Here is a 19,910-nt window from a genome sequence, read left to right on the forward strand (position 1 = left end):
CCATCCCGGATGGCGCTACGGCGTTCATAGACTTCGTCAACGGCCACTATTATGCCGGCGGCGCCGAACATGCGGCCGGCGATATCCTGGGCGGCGCCTTCGATCCATCCGACATCTCGGGCTCCGGGATGTACGTCACCTATGGGCCAGCCTCCACCAATCGGCCGATCGCCATCGGGCCGCTTTTCGATGACCTGGTTGCTGGGCTCGCCGCAGGCTGTACGATCGTGTTCGACATCGACTTCGGTTACGACGCCTATGGCCGCCTGATCGACTTCCTCGATGCCGCCAGCGAGAGCGTCACGACTGACTATGTGATCAGCGAGTTTTCCGGCACCAAGGCGACGCTGGAGGACCAGACCGACATGCTCTTCAACAACGGCGCCGAGCTGCTCGCCGGGGTCCACAAGATCGCTCTGCCAGACATGTGGCCGGCGAATACGAATATGCGGTCTCGACCGATGGCGGCGCCGCGACGACTGAAACGTTCGCATATGCCCCATTCTCGGCCGTCGACACGATCACGCTGTTCCACGACGGGGATGACAATGTCTTCGTGCTCGACAATTCGTATGTGCGGAAAATCACGCTCTATCCGGCCAAAGACCCGGCCGACCTGCCGGCGCTCACCGCATGATGCCGGCGCTCGCCTTCCTCGCCTCGTGCGCCGTCGTGCTGGCGATGGCTTGGCCGTTCTAGTCAACCTTGTCACGTTAGCCGCTTCGTGCCTTTCGGCCGCTGATACTTCCTGACCAGTTCCACCGTACTGGCTTCGACCGTGACGCGCCCGAGCACCTGCACGGTGACACGGGCAGTCTCCTCGTCGACATAGATCACTTCACCCTCGAATCTCATCCCGCCGCCCGGCTTCGCCTTTGGATCGATGATCGAATAGGGGTAATTGGCGGTCAGAATGTGCAGGGTCACGCGATCCTCGATGCGCTTGCCCACCGTGGCGAAAGATCGCCCGGGTGGAGGCGAGTCACTCTCGCCGCGTCCTGCCCGACGACGATTGCCACTCGCAGTCGAGCCGTGGTATCTTCGAGCAAGTCGCCCGAACTGTCGGGGCGCTTGGCTTCAGCCGAATCGGAGGTACACGCCGTGTCCGCCCCGCGACCCCACCGGCCCTGGACGCGCGAGCTGGTGGTCGACGCCGACCTGCCCGCCTTCGCCCTGCGCACCTACTTGGAGCACGCCGACCTCCGCTCCCTGCTGCAGAGCGCTCACGTGAACCGCCCCCTTGCCTCCGCCTGCGAGCTTGGGTCGGGCTACGGCCGCATGACGGTCGTGCTGGGCGAGTTCGCCGCCCGCGTCGTCGGATTCGAGCGCGAGCCCGAGTTCGCCGAGACCGCCCGCCGGCTGCACCCGGCCTTTGCTTTCGAGCGCGTGGAAGGCCTGGACGCCTTGCCCGTGCCCTCCGGCGTCTTCGACCTGGTACTCACCTTCACCGTGCTACAGCACCACACCGACACCGCTCTGGCCCGGGTTTGCGGGGAGTTGAAGCGGGTGTTAAGGCCGTCGGGCTTCGCCCTGCTGTGCGAGGAGACCAACGCGGCCCTGCGGTTCGGGGACACCGAGGATGAGAGGGGGATGTGCGCGATCGGGCGTCCGGTCGAGGTGTACGAGGCGCTGCTGGCCCCGCTGCGGCTGGTGGCGAAGAAGCCGCGGCGGGTCGAGCCGACCTACCCGCGCAAAGACGTAGGGACCTACATGCTCTTCCAGGCGCCGTGAATCAAAGCCGCGAAGGGTCTGGGCAGGGCCTAGCCCTTCCGCAGCCTCACACCAGCGCCGCCGCCATTCTCCGGGATGAACTCGACGCCGGCCGCTTCTAAGGCGCGGCGAATGGCTTCAATCGTTCGGGGCATCAATTCTTCGCCTCGTTCTAGCCGTGAAATCGTGTCGACCGACACTGACGCTTCCCGCGCCAGGTCTCGAACTCCCCAACCTATTGCAGACCGGGCCATCTTGCATTGCACAGCTAGCATCGTGACAGTGTACCGATTTCTTGTTGATGTCCTGACGGTGTAGTGTTATCGGTACGGTGCACTGAAAACAGTTCCAATACAAGGAGCAATATCATGCCGAACACCCATGTTCCGGCGGCCGGCGAAGCTATGCCCGCTGCCGAGGTAATGACCATCGGACGATTTTCACGACGCGCCATGCTTGTCGGGATCGTTCCTGCTGCGCTGGCGGCTTCCATCACCCCGGCGCCGCTCGCCACCTTGTTGGCGGTGCCCACCGTCGCGAGAAAACGCAGCTGGGCCGATATCGAGGCTCATCTGGCTGACTTTCCGCCTGACGTCGCCGAACGGTTTCGAGAAGCATTTCTACACGATGATCGAACACGTCGCGGACATGCACCGGAGCGGCTCCGATGCAGCGGCAGTCAGGGCCTATCTGCGCAGCATGAGGGAAGTCGAGGTGCAGCCATGAACGCGATCCTCGGAAGCTTTTCCCGCCGCACCATGCTCCTTGGCGCAGTTGCCTCTGTTCCAGCCATAGGAGGCGCTACAGCGGCGGCTCCGGCCGTCTCCAACGCTGACCCGCTCGCCGACACCATCGCCGAATACCACGCCAACGTGGCGGAGTTCATGGCGATCCCCACGGATCATATCACCGAGGAAAACGAGGAAGCCCTTGTCGCGGCAACCTACGGGCCAGCCAGTGAAAGGCTCTGGCATGCCACTCCGCCAGCAACATGCCTCCGTGGCGTCGCCGAAGCGCTCCGTTATACGCTCGCGCAAGATGCGCTTATTGACCGGACTTGCGAGAATGCCTTGCAATCGGCGCTGGCCTTTCTTGAGCGGGAGCACGGCCTATGAACGCGCCCGTCACTCTCAAGCCCTACGGCATGCCTGCCGGCATCGACCCACGCACATGGCGGCAGGAAGTCGAGAAGCGCCTCAACGAGCTTCTGGACCAGTCGATGGCGCTGATCACGGCGCTGGACGTCATGGAAAGCGATTGCGACCTGGAGGACGGAGCCGACGCTGAACCATGGCTGGGATGGTGCGCACTCGGCCCGCAGACCGTCAGCGGCTTCAACGACGGCCGGGGCAGCCCCCCTACGATGACCGGGAAGCCGATGACTGCGACCTAGAGGACGATGGCACCGAGGAGCCGACGCTAGGGGCGCCAGAGGGGCATCCATGGTCTCGGGACACCGATCCCCTCAGCGGCCTTGTAATGCCTCGCAGCGGCTTCACAAGGCGGGAGCCGGGGCAATCGCAGGAGCATTGGGCCGGTGGTGCTCGCGGCGACCATGAGCGGGAAGTGGATCACGACCGCGAAGCTGATGCTGCCGAATACGATTGCCCCGGCTTTATCGAGGGCGGGCAAGGGCTCTAATTATTCCGCAAGCGCAACAAACTTAGGCGGGTCTAATGGTGACCCGCCTTTTTCTTGAGGACAAAGGTTTTGCATGCGGGTTGGAGTTGATCCAGATACTGCCTCAAGCAGGGCGCGGCCTTGTGGGGATGTGACTTCGGACAGAGCCTTGCTCGGTCGTCCTTACATGGACTTCCCTTCGCCACAGCTTCAGCGCTGCTCAGGGTCAACACTGCGGCCAACGCAGCACCAGTCAGTCCGACCGCTCTGGTCATGGACATTGATCTCACTCCTTGTTTTGAAAAACGTCCGAGGGAGATCAGAGCATGAAGGTCCAATCTTCTCAATAGCGCGAAGCCGCCGGGCTTCGGCCCTTTTCTCTTGCCAAACATGCACCCATAGGAACATATTCCGGCCTGCGGCACTATTCCAATCTGGAGGCCGCGCCATGTCCGAAAAGACCATCGCAGAAGCTATCAGCAGCGGCGAGCGGCTTTACGTTAATTGCGGGCATCCCATGTGCCAGCATTCCCACAGAATCGATCTGGAGGCGCTTGGCGCCCGCCTGGGGCTGGACCACGGCGCCATGCATTGGGATCTGGTGAAGCTGTTCCGCTGCGAGCGGTGCCAGACGGTAGGGCGAGATCGCCGGCCGGTGTTTTTCACATGCGTGCCTGACTATGCCGGGATCGATGCGCGGCGGAACGTTTGAGCGGTGCAGTCTGACTTACGGTGCCGGGCTTTTGAGTGGCCGGGCCGGGCTCATATCGAGATCCGTGGCATAGGTGCATTGGGCGACGGGAAGCGGGGATCGATGATCGCGAACGATGAGATTTTCTTTCCCATTCGGTTACAGACAAATTGCGACTGCGAAACCCCGCTGCCATAGACGTATTTGACCGCACCTTCTGTCACTAGCGTGTTGATTTGTCTAACAAGGCGATCGTGGTTCATTGCCTTGAAATGGCGGGCAACTGCCAAGTTGCTGGTTGCCAGGAAGAGCTTCCGGGGACCAATGGGCAGCGCCATATATCCTTCGGGAATGTTGAGCGCCGTACGGACCACCGGCCGATCGGACATTAAGAATTCAAATTGAGTTTTCGCCGGGGTGAAGACTGACCAAACCATCTGATTGATCAACCTGCCGATCTTCACGTTGTCGATCATCGGCATGAAGGCAGTAAACAGATACCTATCGATTCGATCGACTGGCATGTTTTGCAAAAATTCTGCGAAGGTCGTCGTGTCTCCCGGTTCTCGTGTTTTCGCGAACTCGGCCTCTGATTCGTCGTCGGTTGCTGCAAATGTATGGTCCCATTGTGCTCGTAGTCCGGCAATATTCTCCGGGTTTCTCAACAGGAGCGAGATCAAGAAACGAGACCAATCTGACCTCAACCGATCGGAAGTGATCCCGCCTGGCCCATCGGTTTACAAGGATTGAGAGCACGTGGGAGGCTTGCGAGTCGGTAGTTCCGAAGAACTTTTCCTCAATTTGTTGCGCATGGGCCGGCTCGAATCCCCGCAGCGTGTAAAGGCCTCGCTCGTAGCCAGTTCCATCTGGCGACGTCCATCTCGGCTTCACTCGGTTGTCATTGGGGCGACTAAATTCGCACAGGCGCCCATTCGGTCCCGCCCAACGCTTAAGATAGAACACAGGGATGTAGTGGTGCTTCTTCGGCCTGTTGTCTGCGTTGTCCAAGATGCACCACCGGCTTTCGGCGTACCTATACCGTACCTATTGCCAAAATCGGCGTCGTAGCAGTTTTGTTAAGTGCTTGGAAAAGTTGGCTCCCCGGGCCGGATTCGAACCAGCGACCAACCGGTTAACAGCCGGTTGCTCTACCACTGAGCTACCGGGGAACAGAGGCTCTCATGTGAGTGGCGCAGCCTATAGCAAACCCTTTTCCGCTTTGCAAAGAAGCATTTCGCATTTTTCCGAGGCTTTTTCGCTCAGGCGTTTCTCGCAATCGTTCGCGGATGCCCTCATATTAGCCGTCTTGCTGGGGATATGGAACCGAAAGCGCGGTTGCGGCTTAGATTCGACGGTGCTCCTGAACGGTCAAAAGGGTTAATCTTTCGAGACGATGACAGCACAAGACAACCAGATGCCGGCGCGGAAAATCTCGGTTTTCGGGCGTGAGTTCAAAATGCCGCGCTCGCGCTTGCTCAGAATCACCATCGGCATCGTGCTGACCATCGGCGGCATTCTCGGTTTCCTGCCGATCCTCGGCTTCTGGATGGTGCCGCTTGGATTGCTGGTGCTGTCCTATGAATTCGCCATGGTCCGCCGCCACCGGCGCCGCTTCGTTGTCTGGTGGGAACGGCGCCGCCGACCGGATTGATGCCGACTGCGCCCGGTCTCAGCGGCCGGCGTGCTCTTCGAGCGCTTCGCGGATCTGCTTGAGAATGGCAGCCGCCGAGGCGAGCTTTGCCCGGTCATGCGGCAACAGGCTGCTCGCGCTCCCGATGCACAGGCGGTCAATGGCGTAGCGCAAAAGCTCTTCGCACTGCGGCAGCGACAGGCCGGACGCCGCATTCATGTCGTCTGCCTTGCCTTTTGCTGCCGTTGTCCTACGCATGGCATGTCTCCCGCCATGTTCAACGTATGGGCTGCTGAATGAGTTTCTTCCGGCGTCGAGCCATGCTTAACAAGCAGCTAACGTATCGTCGTCAGGCCCGGGCCTGGGATTTGACGGGACGCTGCCCAAACCGGCGAGAGGAAACCGTTCGGAATGCACGGGTGGCCGCTTGACGGCATTTTCGCCGCAACCTATTGGAACCGGGTGGAACGCCGGGAGCAATGAGGCCTCGTGGCGGAGTGGTTACGCAGAGGACTGCAAATCCTTGCACCCCGGTTCGATTCCGGGCGAGGCCTCCAATGCCCGGGCCCCCGCGCAGCAGCGCTGGGGCCTGAAGTTCCGATCGTAATGAACCGCGGTTCTGGCGCGGCAAGCGGATTGGTTGGAACATGAGCGCTGATTTCTCCGAGCTTCGCATCAAGATGGTCGACGGCCAGGTCCGCACCACCGATGTGACCAGCGCACCATTGCTCGATGCGATGCTTGTCGTGCCAAGAGAAATCTTTGTCGGCGCCGAACAGCGCGATCTCGCCTATATCGACGAGGACATCCGTATTGCCGCCGGCGCGGACGGTGCGCGCTATCTCATGGAAGCCTCGCCGCTGGCCAAGCTCATGCAGCTGGCCGAGATCAGCCCGGCCGATTCGGCGCTCGATGTCGGCTGCGGCACCGGCTATGCCTCGGCCGTCCTGTCTCGGCTGGCGAAGTCCGTTGTGGCGCTCGAAAGCGATTCGGCGCTGGCTGAGACCGCCAGATCGACGCTTTCATCGCTCGGCTGCGGCAATGTGACCGTTGTCCAGGGGGCGTTGCCGGAAGGACATGCGGCCAAGGCGCCCTATGACGTCATCTTCATCGGCGGCAGCGTCGCGGACGTGCCGGCCCCGCTGCTCGACCAGCTCGCCGAAGGCGGCCGACTCGTCGCCGTCGAAGGCCAGGGCAATTCCGGCGTAGCCCGGCTTTTTTTTAAAGCGGGGGGGGTTGTAACCGGAAGACGCGCATTTAATGCGGCAATTAAGCCACTACCGGGATTTGAACGTATTCGCGCCTTCGAATTCTGAATGATTTTGCCTTGCAGGATAGGCGTTGTCATGGTCGCTTGTGTTTGAAATCGTTGCTGATCCACAAAACTGGGGGCACTTTGGGGCTGAGCAGCAGGGAACATTGAACACGCGGCGCCGGCTGCTCAAGAAGGAGAAGCCGGTGTGGCGTGGTTCCCATGGACAACGAATGAGGGATACATGGTCCTGCCTATACGCAAGAGTCTTTTCGCCGCCGTCCTCGTTTCCGCGACCGCGCTTTCTCCTTTCTCGGCCTCGGCGGAATCGATCCTTGGTGCGCTGGCAAAGGCCTATCAGTACAATTCTTCGCTGAATTCGGCCCGCGCCGGCGTCCGCGTCACCGACGAGAGCGTCGCCATCGCCAAGTCGGGATGGCGCCCGACCATCAACGGGTCGGCGGACATCGACTATTCCAGCAGCCATCTCAACGGCACGAACTCAAGCGAGCGGCTGACCACCGGCAATTTTGGCGTCCAGATCAATCAGACGCTGTTCGACGGTTTTCAGACCAGGAACAATGTCGCCGCCGCCGAAGCGCAGGTCCGCGCTTCTGTCGAAACCCTGCGCAACACCGAAGAGAACACGCTGTTCAGCGCGGCCCAGGCGTATATGAACGTGATTCGCGACCGCCAGATCGCCGTGTTGACCGAGCAGAACCTGCAATTCCTGACCGAGACGGCGCGCGCGGCGCGTTCGCGTTTTGAGGTTGGTGAAGGCACGCGTACCGACGTCGCGCAGGCCGACGCTTCGCGGGCCGCCGCCGTGGCATCGTTGAGTGCCGCCCGTGCGCAAGCGTTGTCCAGTGCCGCAAGCTATCGCCAGATCGTCGGCGACGAACCGGGCAAGCTCAAAGCCGCTTCCCCGGTGGCAAAGCTGTTGCCGTCGAGCCTCGTAGCTGCCGTCGAGGTGGCCGCGAACGAGCACCCGGCCATCCTTGCCACCCAGCATCTGGTCGACGCGGCCGCGTTTTCGGTGAAGTCGGCCGAAGGCGCGCTGCTGCCGCAGCTGACTGCAAGCGCGGGTGTTTCGAGCGCATATCGCAACACTGTACCGGGCGCCTTCGCGTCGCAGGACGGCACCACCAATTCGGCCAACATCGGGGCCACGCTGAGCATCCCGATCTATTCCGGTGGCCGTACATCGGCGATTGTGCGCCAGGACAAGGAATCGCTCAGCCAGGCCCGCATCGAGGTCGACGTCAGTCGCGACCAGGTGCGCCAGGCCGTCACCGCCGCCTGGACCGAGTACACTGCCGCGCAGCAACAGCTCACGGCCAACAAGCAAGTGATCGAGGCCGCGAAGCTGGCACTGAGCGGCGTCATCGAAGAACGCAATGTCGGCCAGCGCACCACGCTGGATGTCCTGAACGCGCAGGCGACGGTTATCACCGCCGAGATCAACCAGGCCGGCTTTGAACATGATGTGGTGGTGGCGAGCTATGCCATCCTGCAGGCGACTGGCCGCCTGTCGGTCGACCGCCTTGGCTTGCAGGTGACGAAATACAGACCTGAAGAGCACTACAACGCGGTCAAGGACAAATGGATCGGCCTGCGCACGCCGGACGGCCGCTGAGAGGTTCGGCTCGGACTTTTTGGTCCCTCCTGCCTGAGCCGGCTCTTTGGCTCCACTCCCCGCTGGTTCGGTATCTGGTCTAATCTGTTGAAATCCCACAAGTCCCCAGATTGGGGATTCTCGTGCGGCGATCCGTCGGTTACGCTGGCGTCATGATTCGATCCGGCTTTGCCGGAGCGGAAATCTGCAACGGGTCACAAGGGCGGCGGATGTGACGATGGCGACGGCAAGCAGCGCACAGCGCGAACCTTCCATGGAAGAGATACTGGCTTCCATCAGGAGGATCATCGAGGACAGCGACGGCGGCCGCAAGCAGCCGGGCGACACCGATGAGCTGCGCCAGGACCTGGAGCCGGCGGCGAGCGCCGGTGCAGTTGCCGACGTAGAGGCATTCCGAGCCGACCTGCAGGCCCCAGAGATCAAGAAGCCGGTGACGCTGGCGGAAGTCCAGGCACAATTGCCGGCGGCCGAGCCGGTGATTGCGCGGATGGAAACGCCGGTGCGCCCCGAGCCCGCCCCGGCAAAGCCATCGATGACACTTGCAGAAGTCAGCGCCCGGGTCGCCGCCGAGCCGACGCCGCCTGTCACGGCCGACACGCCGGCAGTGCGTCCGGTCGCCGACGCCCCCGTTGCCGATTGGCGGCGCGAGATCGCCGCTGTTGGCGAGCAGGCCAAAGCGGTGCCGGACAAAGTCGAGGCCCTTAAGCCGGTTGCCCAGCCGCCGGTGGAGACTCCTGGCGACGAACCGACGGTCAAAGCAGCCTCCGAGCCGGCTGATCCAGGCGTGGTGCGACCGGCGGCCAGCGACGTGCCGCGTCCGGCCATCGTTTCCGAGCACACGGGCCGGCAGGTTGCCGCCGCCTTTGGCGAGCTTTCCGATGCGTTTGCCAGCCGCAGCAAGAAGACATTCGACGAGATAGCCGAAGAGATGCTGCGGCCGATGCTGCAGGATTGGCTGGACAACAATCTGCCGACACTGGTCGAGCGGCTGGTGCGCGAGGAGATCGAGCGCGTGGCGCGCGGGGCGCAGTAGTCTCAAGTGCCATCACCGTCGAAACGCCGCCCGTGAGGCGGCGTTTTTGTCGATGAGGTCAGCCCGCGTTGGTCGCGAAGCAAATGAGGTTGTCGTCGGGATCCCTGACGATGAACGTGCGAGCACCCCACGGTTCGGTTCTCAATGTTTGGTGGAAGGGAGCCTCGGCTGCCTGAAACTCCAGGAACAGCGCCTTGATGTTGTCGAGTATGATCGTCGCCGCCAGCAGGTCATCGGCCGAATTGGCGGCTAACGGCGGCTTGTCGACATGGCGCAGGTTGAGCCGCGCGCCATCACGCATGATCTGGGCGTAGAAGGGTGGCTCGCCATAGGTGAAGCGCGTCTCGAAACCGAGCTTTTGCCGGTAGAAATCACAGGCCGCTGCGATGTCGCAGACAAAGAGCTGTGGCTCGGCAAAGGCGAGATGCGGTTTTGCTGGGTCTGGTGCTGCACGATCGGTCACGGTTTGAAGGCCTTCCTTGAGCGCCTGCCAGCTCTCGAAACCTGACTTCCTGGCGACGAGTTCCTGGGCATCGGCAAGCTTGAAGCCGTGATCGAGGATCTGGCTGTCGCTGAGATCGCGAAAACGCGGCAAGAGCCATCCAATCACAGCGGCGACGGGATAGTACCGCTCGCGATGCCATTTGAGATAAAGCTTGGCCTGTTTCTTGTGGTGTTCGAGGGTCGGCATGGGCGCACTGCGGGGTTGAGGTGGCGTAGGCGGGCAATGCCCCTCCGGCCGAAAGCCGATGCGCCCTACAGCAGCGTTGGCAGCGTATTGCGACGGCACCTGCCGGTCAAGGCGCGAGCGCTACGGCTTTCCCCGAGGAACTGGCCCCTGCCAATCTGATCGATGGAACGCAAGTGGGTCTCCTTGACCTGATCCAGGCCGTATCTATTTGACGTTGAGGTTCAAGGCCGCCCCTGCGGTTGACTTGGCCAAAACCTTCCGATTTACACCGGACCAGCAAAACTCCCGACAGCGCGGACCATTTTCCCATGCTTGAAAAGACCTACGACGCAAAAACCGTCGAGCCGAAGATCGCCAAAGTCTGGGAAGACGCCGACGCGTTCCGCGCTGGCGCCGGGGCCGAGGAGGGGGCGGAAGCCTTCACCATCGTCATCCCGCCGCCGAACGTGACCGGCTCGCTGCATATGGGCCACGCGCTCAACAACACGCTGCAGGACATATTGGTGCGCTTCGAGCGCATGCGCGGCAAGAACGTGCTGTGGCAGCCGGGCATGGACCATGCCGGCATCGCCACGCAGATGGTGGTCGAGCGCCAGCTGATGGAAAAGCAGATCCACCGTCGGGACCTGACGCGCGAGCAGTTCATCGAAAAGGTCTGGGAGTGGAAGGACGAATCGGGCGGGGCGATCTTCAACCAGCTGAAGCGGCTCGGCGCCTCGGCCGACTGGTCACGCGAACGCTTCACCATGGACGAGGGCCTTTCCAAGGCGGTGCTGGAAGTGTTCGTCACGCTCTACAAGGAAGGGCTGATCTACAAGGACAAGCGCCTTGTGAACTGGGATCCCAAGCTGCTCACCGCGATCTCCGATCTCGAGGTCGAGCAGCACGAGGTCAACGGCAATCTGTGGCACTTCCGCTATCCCATCGAGGGCGAGGTCTTCGATCCGGAAAATCCGAAAACCTTCATCACCGTGGCGACGACGCGCCCCGAGACGATGCTGGGCGACACCGCCGTCGCCGTGCACCCCGACGACGAGCGTTTCCGGCATCTGGTCGGCAAGAACATCGTCCTGCCGATCGTCGGCCGCAAGATCCCGGTGGTGGCGGATGAGTACTCCGACCCGGAGAAGGGTTCTGGTGCGGTCAAGATCACGCCGGCGCACGACTTCAACGATTTCGAGGTTGGCAAGCGCCACAAGCTGCCGGCGATCAACATCCTCACCGTCGCGGCGGCGATAAGCCTCAAGGACAATGAGGATTTCCTCGCCGGTCTCGAGGTGACGCCGGAGCGGCAGGCAGTCTGGGATGAACTCAACGGCCTCGACCGCTTCGTCGCGCGCAAGAAGGTCGTCGAGCTGATGGAAGAAGGCGGCTTCCTGGAAAGGGTCGAACCGCATCGCCATGCGGTGCCGCATGGAGACCGCGGCGGGGTGCCGATCGAGCCGTTCCTGACCGAGCAATGGTATGCCAACGCGGCGGAACTGGCCAAGCCAGCGATCGCCTCGGTGCGCGAGGGGCGTACCAATTTCGTGCCGAAGAACTGGGAGAAGACCTATTTCGACTGGATGGAAAACATCCAGCCCTGGTGCATCTCGCGCCAGCTGTGGTGGGGTCACCAGATTCCGGCCTGGTATGGGCCGGACGGGCGCGTCTTCGTCGAGAAGACCGAAGAAGAGGCGCTGGGTGCGGCGATCGAATATTATCTGGCGCTGGAAGGGCCGTGGAAGGCCTGGGTCGAAGACAAGCTCGAGAACTTCAAGCCGGGCGAGATACTGATCCGCGACGAGGACGTGCTCGACACCTGGTTTTCGTCGGCGCTGTGGCCGTTCTCGACGTTGGGCTGGCCGGACGAGACGCCCGAGCTGAAGACCTATTACCAGACCGATGTGCTGGTCACCGGCTTCGACATCATTTTCTTCTGGGTCGCCCGCATGATGATGATGGGCCTGCATTTCATGGACGAGGAGCCGTTCCACACCGTCTACGTCCATGCGCTGGTGCGCGACAAGAACGGGCAGAAGATGTCGAAGTCGAAAGGCAACGTCATCGATCCGCTCGACCTCATCGACGAATACGGCGCCGACGCGTTGCGTTTCACCCTGACGGTGATGGCGGCGCAAGGCCGTGACGTGAAGCTCGATCCGGCGCGCATCGCCGGCTATCGCAATTTCGGCACCAAGCTGTGGAATGCGACGCGCTTTGCCGAGATGAACGAAGTCGCGCGCAATGACGATTTCTGGCTCAACGATGCCAAGCTTGCGGTCAACCGCTGGATCCTCACCGAACTGACACGGGCGGCGCGCGAGATCACCGACGGCATCACCTCATACCGCTTCAACGAGGCGGCTGGGTCGGCCTACCGGTTCGTCTGGAACCTGTTCTGCGACTGGTACTTGGAACTCCTGAAGCCGGTGTTCATGGGCACGGACGAGGCGGCCAAGGCCGAAAGCCGCGCCTGCGTCGCCTTCGTGCTCGACGAGATCTACAAGCTCTTGCATCCGATGATGCCGTTCATGACCGAGGAACTGTGGGCGCAGACCGCTGGCGAAGGCAAGGAACGCGCCTCGCTGCTGTGCCATGCGGCGTGGCCGTCGCCGGACTTCGAGGACGCAGAGGCTGCCGCCGATATCAACTGGCTGGTCGATCTCGTCTCGGGCATCCGCTCGGTGCGCTCGGAGATGAACGTGCCGCCGGCGGCGATCGCGCCGCTGGTCGTGGTCGGCGCCAACGAGGTGACCCGCGAACGGCTTGTTCGCGAAGACTCGGCGATCAAGCGGCTGGCGCGGGTCGGCGACATCTCGCTGGCCGATGTCGCCCCAAAAGGCTCGGCGCAGATCGTGCTCAACGAGGCGACGATCTGCCTGCCGCTTGGCAGCCTGATCGATCTCGCCGCCGAAGCGGCACGGCTGCAGAAGGAACTGGCCAAGGTGACCGAGGAAATCGCGCGCCTGCACAAGAAGCTGTCGAACGAGAGATTCGTCGCCAGCGCGCCGGCCGAGATCGTCGATGCCGAGCGCGAAAAGCTCACTGAGTACCGCGACGCGCAGGACAAGCTTTCGGTGGCGTTGACGAGGGTTCGCGACGCTGGTTGAGGGCAGATTCGTAGCGCCTCGGCGGCTTCAAAATCAGACCTTCTTGCCTCGAAAATAGGCATTCCGCTGGGTTAATGTTGACGTAAACGGAAAGTTTTGGCCCCATTGTTGCCATAATGTAACAATGGGGCCCTGGACCCCCAAAAACATATATTTTGAGCCTTTTGGGTGGATTTTTCTCGCGTTTTGAGGGCGGCACACACTCCGAAAGCGGTTTTTTGGGCTAACGGCAGTGGCTTGTTTTGTGTCGAAAATGCGCTTGGCGAACATGTACATGTACGCCCCAGGAATTCGTTATTGCACCTTTAACCTGAATTGGCTCTAGCTTGGCGCACTCGAATTCGGGGAGGACATTCATGACTATTTTGCGACATAAAGCACTGCTGGGGGCGGGGTGCTTTTCGCTGGCTTTGATCGGGTCGGCGATGAACCCGGCGCATGCTGGCGGCCTGGAGCGCGGCGGCTACGACATCGACTTGCTGTTCGATCCGGCGCAGGTCACAGGGGAGCTTTCCGGCACCTATGTGATGCCGCAGCGGGACCTGAAGAATGCAACGGATACGGATCCATCTGACGGCAATCTCAATGCGCTGGGCAAATCGAGCACGGCGCGCGACACCGAAAGCTATTGGGTGCCCTACGGCGGCATCAAGATCGGCATGGGGCCGGTCGATTGCCTGGGCGACTACTCCCAGCCAATCGGTGCATTCAGCAATCCTGGTGCGAACTGGGCGGGTGCACAAAGCAATGTCGAGACGAAGGTAGAAAGCAAAGCCTTTAGCGCGACCTGTTCTTACAAAATGGACCTCAGCAAAGGTCAGTTTCGCTTCATCGGCGGCGTGTTCCATGAGGATGTTTCGGGTTTCAAGGAACAGTTGGTTGCTCCCATTCCCGCCTTTCTCGGCACAGGCATTGGCCGCCTTGATCTCGAAGGAGATGGATGGGGATGGCGTGCTGGTGTCGCCTATGAGATCCCGGACATCGCCTTGCGCGCCAGCCTGGTCTACAATTCGTCGGTCAAGCTCGACAATTTGAGTGGAACGCTTGATTTGACCCAGGTGCCTGGGCTTATCAATCCCGCAAATCCGCTTCTGGGCAACGTCACTGACGTCTATGGTTCTTCGCAGGTTCCGGACTCTGTTGAACTCAAGCTTCAGTCAGGCATCGCTCCCGGCTGGTTGGCTTTTGGATCCATCAAGTGGGTGAATTGGAGCGATCTGCAGAGCATTCCGTTCTGCCCGACCTCGACCCAGGGGCTCATTGCCTGCACGACGACCAGCCCGGTGCGCGCCACCTCGCTTGATTTGCTCTATCGCGACGGTTGGACGGTTTCCGGTGGCATCGGCCACAAATTCAACGATCAGTGGAGTGGGGCCGCGGTTCTCACCTGGGATCGTGGTACGACCACCGGCCTGAGCGCGCAGACCGACACCTGGACGGTGAGCGGGGGCGTGGCCTACACGCCGACCCAGAACATCGAAATTCGTCTCGGTGGCGCGCTGGGCGTGCTTACCAGCGGGTCGATCCATTCGGTCGTCGGTAGTGACGGTGTTACCTACGGTACCGACTACACCGCTGACTTTGGCAATGATCTTGTTTCGGCGGTCTCCACTTCCTTGAAGGTCAAGTGGTAACCATCTGAAGCGAAACGAAAAAAGGCCGGGCATTGCCCGGCCTTTTTTGTTTGGGCCGGCGCCGTTTGGGACCTGGCATCCACGCTGCGTTGCAGATAAGCCGCAGCGCTTTCGCCTCGTGCGATTGTGACGTTTTGGCAACACTTTCTGAACAACCCCTGCGCTAAAAGTCAGGCTAGGGAAATTGCCCATTTCCCGCCATAAACCCGGCGCACCTCGATCTTGTCTCGGGACACGCGCCAAAAGGCTCGGCGATGGGGCAGGCCGCACCGCCCGCGGCAAGGAAGAGTATGGACGCCAAAGTTATTTCCAAGGCCAAGCTCCCGAGCCGCCATGTGACCGTCGGTCCGGCGCGTGCACCGCACCGTTCCTATCTCTATGCGATGGGATTGTCGGCGGCCGAGATTGCGCAGCCGCTGGTCGGCGTCGCGTCCTGCTGGAACGAGGCGGCGCCCTGCAACATTTCGCTGATGCGCCAGGCGCAAGTGGTCAAGAAGGGCGTCGCGGCCGCCAACGGCACGCCACGGGAATTCTGCACCATCACCGTCACCGACGGCATCGCCATGGGCCACCAGGGCATGAAGTCGTCGCTGGTGTCGCGCGAGGTCATCGCCGATTCAGTCGAACTCACCGTGCGCGGCCACTGCTACGATGCGCTGGTTGGGCTGGCCGGCTGCGACAAGTCGCTGCCCGGCATGATGATGGCCATGGTGCGTCTCAACGTGCCGTCGATCTTCATCTATGGCGGCTCGATCCTGCCCGGCAGCTATCGCGGCCGCCAGATCACCGTGCAGGACGTGTTCGAGGCGGTCGGCCAGCATTCGGTCGGCGCGATCGGTGATTCCGAACTGCTTGAAATCGAGCAGGCGGCCTGTCCGTCGGCCGGCTCCTGCGGCGCCCAGTTCACCGCCAACACCATGGCCACCGTCGCCGAGGCGATCGGCCTGGCGCTGCCCTATTCCTGCGGCGCGCCGGCGCCTTACGAGATGCGAGACCGATTCAATTTCGCCTCGGGCGAAAAGATCATGGAGCTGATCGCCAAGAATATCCGGCCGCGCGACATCGTCACGCTGAAGGCGCTGGAGAATGCGGCGACCGTGGTTTCGGCCACCGGCGGCTCGACCAACGCGGCACTTCACCTGCCGGCGATCGCCCACGAGGCCGGCATAAAGTTCGACCTGTTCGACGTGGCGAAAATCTTCGAGAAGACGCCCTACATCGCCGACCTCAAGCCCGGCGGCAAATACGTCGCCAAGGACATGTTCGAGGCCGGCGGCATTCCACTCCTGATGAAGACGCTGCTCGATCACGGCTATTTGCATGGCGACTGCCTGACGGTGACCGGCCGCACTTTGGCCGAAAATATGGAGCACGTTGCCTGGAATGAACATCAGGATGTGGTCCGCCCGGCCAACACACCCATTACCCAAACCGGCGGTGTCGTGGGGTTGAAGGGAAACCTCGCCCCCGAAGGCGCGATCGTGAAGGTTGCAGGCATGTCGGAGCTGAAGTTCTCCGGCCCGGCGCGCTGCTTCGATTCGGAAGAGGAATGTTTCGAAGCGGTGACGCAGCGAAATTACAGGGAAGGCGAGGTGCTCGTCATCCGTTACGAGGGGCCGCGCGGCGGCCCAGGCATGCGCGAGATGCTGTCGACGACGGCGGCCCTCTACGGCCAGGGCATGGGCGGCAAGGTTGCGCTGATCACCGACGGGCGCTTTTCGGGCGCGACGCGCGGTTTCTGCATCGGCCATGTCGGGCCCGAGGCAGCGGTGGGCGGCCCGATCGGGCTGCTCAGGAATGGCGACGTGATCTCGATCGACGCAGTGAACGGCACGATCGACGTGGCGTTGCCCGATAGCGAACTGGCGGCGAGGGCAAAGACCTGGAAGGCGCGCACGACCGACTATCAGTCGGGCGCGATATGGAAATATGCACAGACGGTAGGGCCGGCGCGCGATGGCGCGGTCACCCATCCGGGCGGTGCGAAAGAAACACATTGCTATGCGGACATCTGAGTTGTTGAGGTCGTCTGTCTTTTCGGCACTGGTCGTGTTCGCTACTTTTGGCGCGACCTTTGGCGCCGTGGGCCAGGCTATGGCCTTTGACGACAAGGTGTTCGACGACAAGACCGGCGTGAAGCCGCAATCCAGCCCATGGGCGGTGTTCCAATTCGGATTTTCCGCCTACAAGAACGGCCACAAGGAACAGGCCGCCGAGGCCTATAAATACGCCGCCGAGAACGGCCAGATCGGCGCCACCTGGAAGCTTGCCCGCATGTATGCCGAGGGCGACGGCGTGGCGCGCGACGACTATGAGGCGTTCAAGTTCTTCTCGGAGATCGTCGACCAGGATGTCGAGCCCGGCTCGCCCGAGGAAAGCTATGTCTCGGACGCGCTCGTGGCGCTTGGCGATTATCTGCGCAAGGGCATTCCCGGCAGCCCGGTCACCGAGAACGAGGTGGCGGCCCAGGAATATTACATGCGCGCCGCCGCCAACTACCGCAATCCGAACGCACAGTTCGAGATGGGTCAGATGTTCCTGAAGGGCGAGGGCGGGGTGAAGGCCAGCGTCAAGCAGGCCGGACGCTGGTTCCAGCTTGCCGCCGAGAAGGGCCATGCCGGCGCCCAGGCGACGCTCGGCCATTTGTTGTTCCAGAGCGGCAAGATCGTTCGCGGCCTGGCGATGATGACGGCTGCGCTCGAACGCGCTTCGCCGGCCGACCAGCCGTGGATCCGCGGCATGCAGGAAGAGGCATTTGCCACCGCCGGCGAAGCCGACCGCCGCACCGCGATCTCGCTGGCCGATGACATCCTCACCAAGGGCGGCAGCGCGGACCAGTAGTCTCGCGGCCTGCGCTGGCCTTACCAGAGGTGCTCGATTTTGATCAATTCTCGGTCGGTTCCGTCGGCACCATGCTGGGGGCCGGCGTTGAGATCGGCGTCACATGGAGATGCGGCGCCATCGTGTTTTCAGGACAGCTGTCCCCGACCTTGGTCCACGACGTGTTGTTGAGCACCATGTCGCAGCGGGCAAGATGGCTCTGGTCGGCGACCGTCAGGCAGGCGACCTGACCAACCGAATACGATTTTCCATTGGCAAGACATTCGGGGGCGGCGAAAGCCGGCACGATCGCGGCCATGGCAAATGCCAAGCCGATCGGACAAAGAACAATTCGAATGCTCATGGGAACCCCGGCCGCCATGATGATCCCCCATCATGCGCCGGAATGTGGCTATATGAGGTCAAACGCCTGCGTGCCCGGCGTCAGGGCCTGCCGGACAGGGTCTCCGTCAAGCCGGCTGCAGCGCGAGGTCGATCGCCACCGGCACGTGGTCGGACGGCTTTTCCCAGGCGCGCACATGCTTTTCGATCGAGGCCGCGGAAAACCGGTTGGCGGCTTCCGGCGACAGCAGCAGATGGTCGATGCGGATGCCGTTGTTCTTCTGCCAGGCGCCGGCCTGATAGTCCCAGAACGTGTAGGTGTCGGGCCTGTCGGTGACCGCGCGGACCGCCTCGGTGAAACCAAGATTGAGCAACCGGCGGAAAGCCTGCCGCGTCTGCGGCTGGAACAGCGCATCGCCCAGCCAGTTCTCCGGAAACCTGGCGTCGATCGGCTCGGGAATGACGTTGTAGTCGCCGGCCAGAACCAGTGCCTCTTCCAGCCTCAGCCGCTCCTGTGCCCACCGCTCCAACCGCTCCATCCAGGACAGCTTATAGGGGAACTTCTTATCGTCATCGATCGGATTGCCGTTCGGCAGATAGAGCGAGGCGATGCGCAGCGCGCCCTTGTCGGTCGAGAAAACGCCTTCGATGAAACGCGCCTGCTCGTCGGCATCGTCGCCGGGCAGACCTCTGGTAACCTCGTCGAAGCGCAGTTTCGACAGGATGGCGACACCGTTGAAGCCCTTCTGGCCGTGGGTCTCGACATTGTAGCCAAGCGCCTCGATCTCGGCGCGCGGGAACTGGTCGTCGAGCGTCTTGATCTCCTGCAGGCAGACGATGTCGGGCGCGCTCTCGGTCAGCCAGTGGGTCAGGTTGCCGATGCGGGCGCGCACGCCGTTGATGTTCCAGGTGACGATTTTCATGACGGTCTCGATGCTGTTCAGTGGGGTTCTTGCGGCGGATGGCGTTCGACCAGGCCGATCGTATTGCCTGCCGGGTCCTTTAGAAAGGCCATCCATTCGCTTTCCCCCGCCGGACCGAACTGACCTTCGGTGTCGTTATGGACGAGCGTCGGCGGCGCGGTGAAGGGGACGCCCGCGGCTTTTGCCTCGGCATGGAAATGGTCGAGGCCCGACATGTCGAGATAGACGGTTCCCGCCGGTACGCCGTCGGTGAACAGCAAGCGCACATCGCCGGCCATGATGAAGGCAATGCCCGGCGGATCGAAGCGGGCATGCGCGGCCATACCGAGCACATCGCGCCAGAACGCCAGCGTTACGTCGAGGTCGCGTCCGGCCGACAGCGCGATCTGGCGGACCGCACCGATCGCGGACATTTCTATATGGAAAAGCTCGTGCCGCAGCCGCAGGAGGCGACGGCGTTCGGGTTCCGGATCTGGAACGACTGGCCCATCAGGTCGTCGACGAAGTCGATCACCGAGCCGCCCATATAGACCAGCGACAGATCATCGATCAACACCGTGGCGCCATCCTTCTCGATGGCGACGTCGTCGTCGTTGCGCGTGTCGACCAGGTCGAACTTGTAGGAAAAGCCGGAACAACCACCGCCTTCGACCGAAACGCGCAGCGCCGTCTTGCCAGCTTCGCCAGAGACAATCTTGGCGATCCGCCTGGCGGCGGCCTCGGTCATGTCGACTTTCATGGCAGTCTTGGCATCCGCGCCCATGGGCGTCACCTTGCTTTCGGTTTCACATGATAGGTATGAAGCGCGAGCGGCCAAGTCAACTAGACCAATCAAT

General features: G+C 62.0%; 23 protein-coding genes, 2 tRNA genes and 1 pseudogene. 14 read left to right on the forward strand and 12 right to left on the reverse strand.

The genetic code is table 11. The features are described from left to right. Window positions 1–407 (reverse strand): hypothetical protein (locus AC07FD_RS01245; RefSeq protein ID WP_478348317.1); only part of this gene is annotated, 407 nt, incomplete at its 3' end. A gap of 20 nt (window positions 408–427) precedes the next feature. On the opposite strand from AC07FD_RS01245, the gene AC07FD_RS01250 reads away from it, so the two are divergent. Beyond that, window positions 428–637, forward strand: coding sequence for a hypothetical protein (locus tag AC07FD_RS01250; protein ID WP_478348318.1), 210 nt, complete (start codon window positions 428–430; stop codon window positions 635–637). Between the two features lie 71 nt (window positions 638–708). On the opposite strand, the gene AC07FD_RS01255 is transcribed toward AC07FD_RS01250, so the two are convergent. Further along, window positions 709–927 (reverse strand): hypothetical protein, encoded by a 219-nt coding sequence (locus AC07FD_RS01255; RefSeq protein ID WP_478348319.1) that lies wholly within the window; start codon window positions 925–927, stop codon window positions 709–711. 216 nt (window positions 928–1,143) lie between these two features. On the opposite strand from AC07FD_RS01255, the gene AC07FD_RS01260 reads away from it, so the two are divergent. After that, window positions 1,144–1,731, forward strand: a complete 588-nt coding sequence (locus tag AC07FD_RS01260; RefSeq protein WP_478348320.1) for a class I SAM-dependent methyltransferase — start codon at window positions 1,144–1,146, stop codon at window positions 1,729–1,731. Window positions 1,732–1,760: 29 nt separating this feature from the next. On the opposite strand, the gene AC07FD_RS01265 is transcribed toward AC07FD_RS01260, so the two are convergent. Next, the gene (locus AC07FD_RS01265) at window positions 1,761–1,985 is read right to left on the reverse strand and encodes a helix-turn-helix domain-containing protein (protein ID WP_478348321.1); all 225 of its coding nucleotides are present in this window, start codon (window positions 1,983–1,985) and stop codon (window positions 1,761–1,763) included. Between the two features lie 93 nt (window positions 1,986–2,078). On the opposite strand from AC07FD_RS01265, the gene AC07FD_RS01270 reads away from it, so the two are divergent. The 3 genes from AC07FD_RS01270 (at window position 2,079) to AC07FD_RS01280 (ending at window position 4,042) form a co-directional block, all read left to right on the forward strand. After that, window positions 2,079–2,825, forward strand: coding sequence for a hypothetical protein (locus AC07FD_RS01270; protein WP_478348322.1), 747 nt, complete (start codon window positions 2,079–2,081; stop codon window positions 2,823–2,825). Beyond that, window positions 2,822–3,103, forward strand: a complete 282-nt coding sequence (locus AC07FD_RS01275; RefSeq protein WP_478348323.1) for a hypothetical protein — start codon at window positions 2,822–2,824, stop codon at window positions 3,101–3,103. The genes AC07FD_RS01270 and AC07FD_RS01275 overlap by 4 nt, the downstream gene beginning before the upstream one ends. Window positions 3,104–3,778: 675 nt before the next feature. Beyond that, window positions 3,779–4,042 carry a hypothetical protein gene (locus tag AC07FD_RS01280; protein WP_478348324.1) on the forward strand — a complete coding sequence of 88 codons (264 nt, stop codon included), beginning with the start codon at window positions 3,779–3,781 and terminating at the stop codon, window positions 4,040–4,042. Between the two features lie 50 nt (window positions 4,043–4,092). Here AC07FD_RS01280 and AC07FD_RS01285 read toward each other — a convergent pair whose 3' ends face one another. The 3 genes and pseudogenes from AC07FD_RS01285 to AC07FD_RS01295 form a co-directional block, all read right to left on the reverse strand. Continuing rightward, entirely contained in the window at window positions 4,093–4,725 is a 633-nt protein-coding gene (locus AC07FD_RS01285; RefSeq protein ID WP_478348325.1) for a DUF4238 domain-containing protein, read from the reverse strand. Window positions 4,726–4,759: 34 nt separating this feature from the next. After that, window positions 4,760–5,029 (reverse strand): annotated as a pseudogene (locus AC07FD_RS01290) (DUF4238 domain-containing protein); the annotation flags it as partial. A gap of 86 nt (window positions 5,030–5,115) precedes the next feature. Further along, window positions 5,116–5,190 (reverse strand) — tRNA-Asn (locus AC07FD_RS01295). Between the two features lie 224 nt (window positions 5,191–5,414). Between AC07FD_RS01295 and AC07FD_RS01300 the strand changes: the two genes are divergently transcribed. Further along, window positions 5,415–5,672 (forward strand): hypothetical protein, encoded by a 258-nt coding sequence (locus AC07FD_RS01300; RefSeq protein ID WP_478348326.1) that lies wholly within the window; start codon window positions 5,415–5,417, stop codon window positions 5,670–5,672. Window positions 5,673–5,690: 18 nt separating this feature from the next. Here AC07FD_RS01300 and AC07FD_RS01305 read toward each other — a convergent pair whose 3' ends face one another. Further along, complete coding sequence (locus AC07FD_RS01305; protein ID WP_095087653.1) at window positions 5,691–5,909, reverse strand: hypothetical protein; 219 nt, start codon at window positions 5,907–5,909, stop codon at window positions 5,691–5,693. A gap of 225 nt (window positions 5,910–6,134) precedes the next feature. Here AC07FD_RS01305 and AC07FD_RS01310 point away from each other — a divergent pair. From AC07FD_RS01310 to AC07FD_RS01325, 4 genes are all read left to right on the forward strand, one after another. Then, window positions 6,135–6,208 (forward strand) — tRNA-Cys (locus AC07FD_RS01310). 90 nt (window positions 6,209–6,298) lie between these two features. Beyond that, window positions 6,299–6,967 (forward strand): protein-L-isoaspartate O-methyltransferase family protein, encoded by a 669-nt coding sequence (locus tag AC07FD_RS01315; protein ID WP_478348327.1) that lies wholly within the window; start codon window positions 6,299–6,301, stop codon window positions 6,965–6,967. A gap of 180 nt (window positions 6,968–7,147) precedes the next feature. Further along, window positions 7,148–8,539: a TolC family outer membrane protein gene (locus AC07FD_RS01320; RefSeq protein WP_478348328.1), complete on the forward strand. Its 1,392-nt coding sequence runs from the start codon at window positions 7,148–7,150 to the stop codon at window positions 8,537–8,539. Window positions 8,540–8,756: 217 nt separating this feature from the next. Continuing rightward, a complete protein-coding gene (locus AC07FD_RS01325; RefSeq protein WP_478348329.1) occupies window positions 8,757–9,572 on the forward strand; it encodes a PopZ family protein in 816 nt (271 codons plus the stop codon). A gap of 58 nt (window positions 9,573–9,630) precedes the next feature. Here AC07FD_RS01325 and AC07FD_RS01330 read toward each other — a convergent pair whose 3' ends face one another. Next, window positions 9,631–10,263, reverse strand: coding sequence for a bleomycin resistance protein (locus AC07FD_RS01330; protein ID WP_478348330.1), 633 nt, complete (start codon window positions 10,261–10,263; stop codon window positions 9,631–9,633). A 308-nt stretch (window positions 10,264–10,571) separates the two neighbouring features. Here AC07FD_RS01330 and AC07FD_RS01335 point away from each other — a divergent pair, with 308 nt between their 5' ends. The 4 genes from AC07FD_RS01335 to AC07FD_RS01350 all read left to right on the forward strand — a co-directional run bounded on the left by AC07FD_RS01335 (window position 10,572) and on the right by AC07FD_RS01350 (window position 17,830). Next, window positions 10,572–13,355 (forward strand): valine--tRNA ligase, encoded by a 2,784-nt coding sequence (locus AC07FD_RS01335; RefSeq protein WP_478348331.1) that lies wholly within the window; start codon window positions 10,572–10,574, stop codon window positions 13,353–13,355. 356 nt (window positions 13,356–13,711) lie between these two features. Further along, the gene (locus AC07FD_RS01340; protein WP_478348332.1) at window positions 13,712–14,989 is read left to right on the forward strand and encodes an OmpP1/FadL family transporter; all 1,278 of its coding nucleotides are present in this window, start codon (window positions 13,712–13,714) and stop codon (window positions 14,987–14,989) included. 290 nt (window positions 14,990–15,279) lie between these two features. After that, window positions 15,280–17,004 (forward strand): dihydroxy-acid dehydratase, encoded by a 1,725-nt coding sequence (gene ilvD / locus AC07FD_RS01345; protein WP_478348333.1) that lies wholly within the window; start codon window positions 15,280–15,282, stop codon window positions 17,002–17,004. Then, entirely contained in the window at window positions 16,991–17,830 is an 840-nt protein-coding gene (locus AC07FD_RS01350; protein WP_095087686.1) for a tetratricopeptide repeat protein, read from the forward strand. The genes ilvD and AC07FD_RS01350 overlap by 14 nt, the downstream gene beginning before the upstream one ends. Before the next feature lie 43 nt (window positions 17,831–17,873). On the opposite strand, the gene AC07FD_RS01355 is transcribed toward AC07FD_RS01350, so the two are convergent. The 4 genes from AC07FD_RS01355 to erpA all read right to left on the reverse strand — a co-directional run bounded on the left by AC07FD_RS01355 (window position 17,874) and on the right by erpA (window position 19,837). After that, the gene (locus tag AC07FD_RS01355) at window positions 17,874–18,191 is read right to left on the reverse strand and encodes a hypothetical protein (protein WP_478348334.1); all 318 of its coding nucleotides are present in this window, start codon (window positions 18,189–18,191) and stop codon (window positions 17,874–17,876) included. Between the two features lie 88 nt (window positions 18,192–18,279). Then, window positions 18,280–19,074 carry an exodeoxyribonuclease III gene (gene xth / locus AC07FD_RS01360; RefSeq protein ID WP_095087687.1) on the reverse strand — a complete coding sequence of 265 codons (795 nt, stop codon included), beginning with the start codon at window positions 19,072–19,074 and terminating at the stop codon, window positions 18,280–18,282. Window positions 19,075–19,091: 17 nt separating this feature from the next. After that, window positions 19,092–19,487 carry a VOC family protein gene (locus AC07FD_RS01365; protein ID WP_478348335.1) on the reverse strand — a complete coding sequence of 132 codons (396 nt, stop codon included), beginning with the start codon at window positions 19,485–19,487 and terminating at the stop codon, window positions 19,092–19,094. Window positions 19,488–19,489: 2 nt separating this feature from the next. Then, a complete protein-coding gene (gene erpA, locus AC07FD_RS01370; protein WP_027024881.1) occupies window positions 19,490–19,837 on the reverse strand; it encodes an iron-sulfur cluster insertion protein ErpA in 348 nt (115 codons plus the stop codon). Window positions 19,838–19,910 lie beyond the last annotated feature (73 nt).

The organism is Mesorhizobium waitakense (assembly GCF_056431085.1).

Coding starts and splice junctions, on each gene's coding strand:
- AC07FD_RS01265 (WP_478348321.1), bottom strand. CDS start 1,985: ATGCTAGCTGTGCAATGCAAGATGGCCCGGTCTGCAATAGGTTGGGGA.
- AC07FD_RS01270 (WP_478348322.1), top strand. CDS start 2,079: ATGCCGAACACCCATGTTCCGGCGGCCGGCGAAGCTATGCCCGCTGCC.
- AC07FD_RS01275 (WP_478348323.1), top strand. CDS start 2,822: ATGAACGCGCCCGTCACTCTCAAGCCCTACGGCATGCCTGCCGGCATC.
- AC07FD_RS01280 (WP_478348324.1), top strand. CDS start 3,779: ATGTCCGAAAAGACCATCGCAGAAGCTATCAGCAGCGGCGAGCGGCTT.
- AC07FD_RS01300 (WP_478348326.1), top strand. CDS start 5,415: ATGACAGCACAAGACAACCAGATGCCGGCGCGGAAAATCTCGGTTTTC.
- AC07FD_RS01305 (WP_095087653.1), bottom strand. CDS start 5,909: ATGCGTAGGACAACGGCAGCAAAAGGCAAGGCAGACGACATGAATGCG.
- AC07FD_RS01315 (WP_478348327.1), top strand. CDS start 6,299: ATGAGCGCTGATTTCTCCGAGCTTCGCATCAAGATGGTCGACGGCCAG.
- AC07FD_RS01320 (WP_478348328.1), top strand. CDS start 7,148: ATGGTCCTGCCTATACGCAAGAGTCTTTTCGCCGCCGTCCTCGTTTCC.
- AC07FD_RS01325 (WP_478348329.1), top strand. CDS start 8,757: ATGGCGACGGCAAGCAGCGCACAGCGCGAACCTTCCATGGAAGAGATA.
- AC07FD_RS01330 (WP_478348330.1), bottom strand. CDS start 10,263: ATGCCGACCCTCGAACACCACAAGAAACAGGCCAAGCTTTATCTCAAA.
- AC07FD_RS01335 (WP_478348331.1), top strand. CDS start 10,572: ATGCTTGAAAAGACCTACGACGCAAAAACCGTCGAGCCGAAGATCGCC.
- AC07FD_RS01340 (WP_478348332.1), top strand. CDS start 13,712: ATGACTATTTTGCGACATAAAGCACTGCTGGGGGCGGGGTGCTTTTCG.
- ilvD (WP_478348333.1), top strand. CDS start 15,280: ATGGACGCCAAAGTTATTTCCAAGGCCAAGCTCCCGAGCCGCCATGTG.
- AC07FD_RS01350 (WP_095087686.1), top strand. CDS start 16,991: ATGCGGACATCTGAGTTGTTGAGGTCGTCTGTCTTTTCGGCACTGGTC.
- AC07FD_RS01355 (WP_478348334.1), bottom strand. CDS start 18,191: ATGGCGGCCGGGGTTCCCATGAGCATTCGAATTGTTCTTTGTCCGATC.
- xth (WP_095087687.1), bottom strand. CDS start 19,074: ATGAAAATCGTCACCTGGAACATCAACGGCGTGCGCGCCCGCATCGGC.
- AC07FD_RS01365 (WP_478348335.1), bottom strand. CDS start 19,487: ATGTCCGCGATCGGTGCGGTCCGCCAGATCGCGCTGTCGGCCGGACGC.
- erpA (WP_027024881.1), bottom strand. CDS start 19,837: ATGGGCGCGGATGCCAAGACTGCCATGAAAGTCGACATGACCGAGGCC.